This window comes from bacterium (assembly GCA_037128595.1).
In the GTDB taxonomy this organism is placed as follows: Bacteria; Verrucomicrobiota; Kiritimatiellia; order CAIKKV01; family CAITUY01; genus JAABPW01.
Genome location: JBAXWB010000058.1, coordinates 1 through 6824 on the forward strand (window position 1 = coordinate 1; position 6824 = coordinate 6824).

The 6824-nt window shown below is 58.3% G+C and carries 5 protein-coding genes; 1 reads left to right on the forward strand and 4 read right to left on the reverse strand.

Features of this window, described 5'->3' with window-relative positions:
- Positions 1-265: 265 nt before the first annotated feature.
- The 4 genes from WCS52_19275 to WCS52_19290 form a co-directional block, all read right to left on the reverse strand.
- On the reverse strand, positions 266-1960 hold the full coding sequence (locus WCS52_19275; GenBank protein ID MEI6169330.1) for a family 20 glycosylhydrolase: 1695 nt from the start codon (positions 1958-1960) through the stop codon (positions 266-268).
- 94 nt (positions 1961-2054) lie between these two features.
- Entirely contained in the window at positions 2055-4361 is a 2307-nt protein-coding gene (locus tag WCS52_19280) for a family 78 glycoside hydrolase catalytic domain (GenBank protein ID MEI6169331.1), read from the reverse strand.
- 94 nt (positions 4362-4455) lie between these two features.
- Entirely contained in the window at positions 4456-5007 is a 552-nt protein-coding gene (locus WCS52_19285) for an AraC family transcriptional regulator (protein ID MEI6169332.1), read from the reverse strand.
- Entirely contained in the window at positions 5007-5297 is a 291-nt protein-coding gene (locus WCS52_19290; protein MEI6169333.1) for an AraC family ligand binding domain-containing protein, read from the reverse strand. Before WCS52_19290 ends, WCS52_19285 begins: the two co-directional genes overlap by 1 nt.
- Positions 5298-5427: 130 nt before the next feature.
- Between WCS52_19290 and WCS52_19295 the strand changes: the two genes are divergently transcribed.
- Entirely contained in the window at positions 5428-6597 is a 1170-nt protein-coding gene (locus WCS52_19295; protein ID MEI6169334.1) for a Gfo/Idh/MocA family oxidoreductase, read from the forward strand.
- Positions 6598-6824: the final 227 nt, after the last annotated feature.

The following is a 6824-nucleotide window of genomic DNA, read 5'->3' on the forward strand; positions in this document are numbered from 1 at the left end:
GGGAACTTTACAGGCCCTCAGCCGCCGAGGACGTCGGCTGCCACCTGTGCTTCGCTCTAGTCACCCTCTGGTGTTGATCCTGTTTTTCGGATGGGAGGGGGAAATACGGGAACCGGGTCACGCTTGTGTCCGGGGACAACTTCGTCCGGGGTTTGAACCGCTTTCCACGGGCTGCAAACTGACAGCAGGATGGCGAACAGCCATGTCATGAGTTCCGTCGAAATATCTACTTCCTTATTAATCCCCCTAGTCCGCAGTGAACGGCTTACCACCGGCAGGCGATTTGGAAATAATGCTGGCTTCCTTCTTCCAGCCCGCCATAGCGGCTCCGCTCCAGCCACAGTTTCCGGAACACGGTTACATGATCCGAGAAACGTGCCGCCAGTTCCTTTCGGGCCGGCAGGGTAATCTCGCCCCGGCGCAGGATCGCCCGGTCACAGGTCCAGCGGGCGATGTCGAGGCTGTGCAGACATTCGCGGGTCAGCAGGTCTGACAGACCGGCGGGCAGCGTCGGCCGCAGTGCATCCAGACGGTCGGCAATCTCGCGCCAGGCGGCCGTATCCCCTTCCCCCACCTGCTCAAACAGGTTGGCATGCATCTCGCGCCATAAGGCGGTCGCATTCGTGATGGGCCGCTTTTCATAGGGGCTGCCATCCCATTTCCGGCGTTCACCGCGACAGAGTTCCGCATCCACATTGCCCAAGGCCGCCAGCCAGGGACCCAGTTCAGCGCAATCGAACGCCTGCAGGCCGGCGGCACGGTCATCATAATGGCCGGGACCCGACCAGGCGGCCATCGCGGAGTCCGCAAAACCGAACAGGGTGATCGGCCATTGCTGGCGGTGTCCGCCGTCACCCCAGGCGGTGGTCAGGAAGCCGACCGCTTCGGTCTCCTTGGCCGCCAGATCGAGGTTCCCCCGCCGGTTCCAGGTCCGGCCGGTGGTGGAGCTCCAGCAGCTCGTACCGGGCGCCACCCACACTTCGCGGCCGACGGCACGGTGTGCCAGGGTGCGGGTGTGAAAATCATCGATATCCTCGTAGCCCCATACCAGGGCGATCAGATCCTTGGGAAGGCCATCGCCCTCGTTCGGATGCGGGTCACACCAGAATTGGGGCTTCTTGCCGAGCCGCTTCACAATGGCCGCCACCTTGGCGACATGTTCCGAGAACACGACCCCGCGGGTGCGCGTCTCGCAGTCCGCCTTGCTGCGACCTTTGCCCAGATCCCAGGGCTCATCGCAGCCGATGTTGGCATACGCGCCCGAACAGCGCGGCAGTAGCTGGGAGAGCAGGTCGTCCAGCAGCGGCGGCACCCGCGAGTCACCCGGACACAAGGTGTTGGGGCGCACATACCAGGACCCGTTCACCATCTGGCCCGCCTCCATCTCCGCCAGAGGGGCATAGCGCGGATGCTTGAGCCACCGCTCAAAATGACCCAGGCAGTTCTGGTTGGCCGTAAGGGCAATCCCCTTGTTGGAACAATAGACATCCAGCGCCGACAACTCCTCAAGGGTGATGGGTGAGGCCACACGCCAGGCGTCCTCATGGCCGACGTAGGCCAGCGTGTGCTCGACGTAAAGCTGGAGGTGATTCATCTTCCACGCCGCCAGGCGATCAACCAGGCCGAACAGGGTCGCCATGGTCGGCACCCGGTCACGACTGATGTCGAGCATGACCCCGCGGTGGGCGAAACGCGGCGCATCATCGATGACCAGACAGGGGATGCGCGGATGCCGGCGGAGCTGGTCCAGGGTGGCACGGCCCCAGCGCAGGCCCGTTTCGGTGCGGGCCGAGATGCAAGCCCCGCTGGCGTTGATGACGAGGCGGTAGGCTTCCGCACCGGCCTCGCGCACGTCAGCAGGGGCAATCACCTCACGCACGGCAAGGCCGGCAGATTCAATGTCTCCACCGCTACGCTCGCAACGGACGGGGACAGGCAAAAGGAGTAGGTCATTCATCATTAATTCTCCGGATTATTTACCGTACAACCATATTTCTTCTTCGCATGCTTCTATTCAAAAACCTTACACAGGTCAATAACCAGCGGAATGACGCCTACTTCGTGGCGCGTCCGATGGCCCGGTGTGAACCGGGGCCGAACGTGGCCGGCACGCCCCCCCAGCCTTCCGGCAGAGACACCGTGGCCCGGGCCCCGGCAGGCACTTCAAACGCCAATTCCAGCGCGCCCTCTTTCAGTTCCCACCGGATGGCCGCTTCCCCCTGCGGGGTCTTCAGGCGGGCTTCGGCCCACGCGAGAGTTCCACCCGGGCGGGGCTTGAAGATAATGTGTTTGTAGCCAGGATCCTGCGGATCAAACTGCAGTCCGGCCACCGTGCTGACCATCCAGTCGCCCACCGCCCCGTAGGCATAGTGATTGAACGAATTCATCCCGCAGCTCTGGAACCCCTTGTCAGGCGTCCAACCGTCCCACCGCTCCCAGATCGTCGTGGCCCCGTTTTTCAACGGGAACAACCATGAGGGGAAGGTCTCCTGTTCAAGGAGTTTGTAAGCCACCTCCAGATGACCGGACGCTTCCAGCACATGGAGCAGATACGGGGTGCCGACAAACCCGGTTCCCAGGTGCATGCCGTTGGCCTCGATTTTACGCACCAGCTCCCGGGCGGTCGTAGCCCGGGCGCCCTCCGGCACCAACCCGAAGTGCAACGCCAGTACATAAGCGGTCTGGGTCACGCCCGCCACAAGGCCATCCGGCGTGACAAACCGGCGGCGGAAAGCGTCGACAATCTTTCCATGCAAGGCCCGGTACTTAATGGCATCGTCCTTCTTGCCAAGCAATTCTGCCGACTTGGCCATAATGTCAGCGTTATTGGCGTAATGGGCGGTGCCGATCAGATCCTTGGCCGTTCCACCTTCGGTCCTGCCGCTGCCATCGAGCGCCAGCCAGTCACCAAACCCGCCCCAGCCGTCGACCTCCGGATGCGAGCGGATGCAGTCCTTCACTTTGTTTTTCGCCAGATACTCCATATAACCAGCCATGCAATCGTAATGTTCCCGGAGGATTTCCGTATCGCCATAGCAGAGGTAAAGGGTCCAGGGACAAATGAAGGCGGCATCCGCCCAGGCTGACCCGCCATCCCCACCCAGTCCAAACGAGGCGGTGTTGGGGATCACCGCCGGAACAGCGCCATCCGGACACTGGGCATCGCGCATATCCTTGAGCCATTTATGGAAGAAGCCTCGCACATCCATGTTAAAGCAAGCAGTGCGGATGAATACCTGCGCATCCCCCGTCCAGCCAAGCCGCTCATCGCGTTGCGGGCAATCAGTCGGTACTTCGAGGAAGTTCCCCTTTTGTCCCCACCGGATATTACTCTGGAGTTGGTTGAGCAAAGGGTGCGAACAGGCGAAGGTTCCTGTCGGCGGGGTATCGGAATGGAGGACAATCCCCTCGATTTCGCAGAGGTCCTCATTCTTCAGGCCCTTGATTTCGACGAAGCGGAATCCATGGAATGTAAACCGGGGCTCCCATCGTTCCTCACCACTTCCGGCACAGGTGTAGTAATCGGTAGCCCGGGCAGACCTCAGGTTCTCAGTATACATCGTCCCATCGGGATTAAGAACCTCGGCATAGCGGATAATGAGATTCGTGCCACGCGCCGCCGTGACCCGCAACCGGATCCGCCCGGTGATATTCTGTCCGAGATCATAGACACGGGCTTTATCCCTGATCCAATGCGGCCCATGCCGATTTTCGCTGAGCGGGACCAGCGTCTCGCAGCGGCGGACCGGCGGACCGGGTGAGCGTTCGATGACAATGCCCGGATCCGGCGCGACCACGGCAGGCTGCCAGGCACCCGCATCATAGCCGGGTAGCGACCAGTCACCCAGATCCCGGCGGGCATCAAAGGCCTCTCCCATCACGAGGTCGTTCTCCAGAATCGGACCCGTCGTCGTTTTCCACTCGGGACCGGTACTTATCCGCGAAACGGACCCGTCCTGGCCGGTGATTTCAAGCTGGGCGAGCAGTTGAGGGCGTTCCCCATAGAACTGCCGGTCCTTTTCCGCCAGATGCCCGGAATACCAGCCGTCGCCGAGGATAACCCCTATGACATTCTCGCCCTTCTGGATGGCCTGGGTCACATCGTAGGTCTGAAAGTAAACCCGCTTGCGATAGTCGGTCCAGCCCGGAGCGAATTCATGGTCGCCAATGCGCAGGCCATTGATCGTGCATTCATAGAGGCCGAGCGCGGTGATATGGAGCAGCGCTTTCTGAATCTGGCCACCGGCCGAAAACGAGTTCCTGAAATAAGCGGCGGGAGCGGCGGTACGGGGGCCGCCGCACGCCGGCGACAAAAGCCACTGACCCGTCCATGACACGGTTGAAGAGAGAGTCGATTCCATACTCAATGTTCCTTTGTATTTCCCTGGTTTCATCACCAAAATGTTCCAAATTGATTGCGGGCGGGATCATGGCACGTTCCCACCACCGTCTCCATCATTTTGTCTGGTTAACCTGTTGCACAGATATCGCTTTCTGCATTTCCTTTTTATATTTCAGAGGGGATAGGCCGGTTTTGCGTTTGAAGTAATTTGAGAAATAATACTGATCGGAGAAGTTAAACCGGGAGGCGATTTCCTTGACCGAAAAGGCAGAGTGCCGGAGCAGGAGCCGCGCTTCTTCAATGCGCCGCTGCATCAGATAGTCATAAGGCGATGTCCCGAAATGGTTTTTGAACCGGCGGATCAGGCTGGCACAGGAGCATTTCTTTTCCCGGCAATAGCGGGCCAGGCAGACTTTGCGCTCCAGATTTTCATCCAGATATTTCTTAAGCTCCCCCACTTCCGTGGCAATGAAGGGAGTGGTGGCCCCATGCAGAAGGGTATGGCACTCCTCAAGAAAACGGTGAAACAGGATGGCCGCCTGCCGGTCGATTTCACCCCGGCTCAGCCTGAGCTGCATCATCTCATCAAAATATTTCTTAAGCTGTGGACAATCGGGAATAAAATATGTGTTACCGACATCGTAGATGCGGAGGAGATAATCCATCAACGCCCCATCGACCACAAAAAAAGCTTACTCCAGGGATCCCGTTTATCCGGCCAATACTTGTGATCACTATGCTTGTGCAAAAAATAGACACTATTATCCCCGGGAGCAAAGGCCTGTCCATTGATCTCGAGAATCCCCTTCCCCTTGTAGACGAATTCAACCGTGCAACACTCATAGTCGGCCCGCTCGATGGCCTGCGTTCGGGCATCGGCAATTCCATGGGTGGCGGCCAGCAGGGTGAAGGGAAAAGCGGCCGCACCATCGTGATGATTGGGTAAATCAGTCAAGATCACACATCCTTGTTAACATTTTACATCTAAAACACTTTATTTTTGTTTTTATACAGGCTGATAATGATAATATCACACATGAATATTTGAAATACCTATTTTCGAAATACAAAAAGGGTGCATCCATATGAAAGAGATTAAAATCGGGGTGATTGGCGTTGGGGGTCGGGGTGGGCTTGCTAAATTCGCCCATCTCCCGGAAGAGGGCTACCGGCTGGTGGCCGGCGTCGACGTTAATGACGAAAGTTTGAAAAAATTCAAGGAATTCGCCGGCAACGATGTCTTTACCTCGAAGGATTACCGGAAGCTTCTGGCCATCAAGGAGATTGCAGCGGTCTTTATCACGTCCCCCGATTTCCTGCACGAGAAGCACGCGCTGGCCGCGCTGCAGGCCGGCAAAGCGGTCTATCTGGAAAAACCGATGGCCATTACGATTGAAGGCTGCGACGCCCTATTGAAGGCGGCCTACCAAACCGGCTCAAAACTGTATCTCGGGCATAATATGCGGCATTTCCCCATGGTCTTGAAACTGAAAGAGGTCATCGATTCAGGCTTGATCGGCGAGGTGCAAGCCGGATGGTGCCGCCATTTCATCAACTACGGGGGGGACGCCTATTTCCGGGATTGGCATTCGGAGCGGAAGAACACCACCGGGCTCCTGCTCCAGAAGGGGGCACACGATATCGACGTCATGCATTGGTTGATGGGCGGCTACACCAAAACCGTGGTGGGCATGGGCATGCTTTCGGTGTATGACAAATGCAAGCGCCGTTCACCAAAAGTTCCCGGCAGTGCGAAATGGGATGTGGCCCAATGGCCGCCCCTGGAGCAGACGGGGTTTTCCCCCGTCATCGATGTCGAGGATCACAACATGGTGATGATGCAGTTGGATAACGGCTCCCAGGCCAGTTACATGCAATGCCATTACACACCGGATGCCGAGCGCAACTACACGTTCATCGGCACCCGAGGCCGGGTTGAGAATATCGGTGACAGCGGTGACTGTGCGGTCCATGTCTGGACCCAGCGCAGTTCCCGAGAAACCCCCGACATCGTCTACAACCTGAAGCCGCAGACAGGCTCCCATGGCGGGTCAGATCCCGCCATCGTCAGGGAATTCCTGAATTTCGTCCGGGACGGGATCAAAACGAACACCTCTCCCATTGCCGCCAGGAACTCGGTGGCGGTCGGCGTGCAAGGCCATAAATCGATGCGATCGGGTTGCAACGCCCAGAAAATCCCACCCCTGTCGAAAGACCTGATCCGATATTTCGAAAACGGGCAGAAGAAAAAATAGCCCCACATTGCGCCCTCTATCCAGCCCATTTGGTTGGTGTTATAGTTCAGCCGGTTTACTATTTGGAGTGCGGCGGCTTGACGCCGCTTTTCTTCGGCGTGGCTTGACACGCCGTTCTTCGATCAGTCCAGCACGTCCGGACGAGGTACAGCCTGTCAAGCCAGGCTGTGGGAAAGCGGCGTCAAGCCCTGCGCTTATCCCCAAGGAAAAGACGGGACAAAGTCTTT

What these genes read in the sequence shown, in the direction of transcription:
- WCS52_19275 (MEI6169330.1), bottom strand. Translation starts at nt 1,960, where the DNA reads ATGATGAATGACCTACTCCTTTTGCCTGTCCCCGTCCGTTGCGAGCGT.
- WCS52_19280 (MEI6169331.1), bottom strand. Translation starts at nt 4,361, where the DNA reads ATGGAATCGACTCTCTCTTCAACCGTGTCATGGACGGGTCAGTGGCTT.
- WCS52_19285 (MEI6169332.1), bottom strand. Translation starts at nt 5,007, where the DNA reads ATGGATTATCTCCTCCGCATCTACGATGTCGGTAACACATATTTTATT.
- WCS52_19295 (MEI6169334.1), top strand. Translation starts at nt 5,428, where the DNA reads ATGAAAGAGATTAAAATCGGGGTGATTGGCGTTGGGGGTCGGGGTGGG.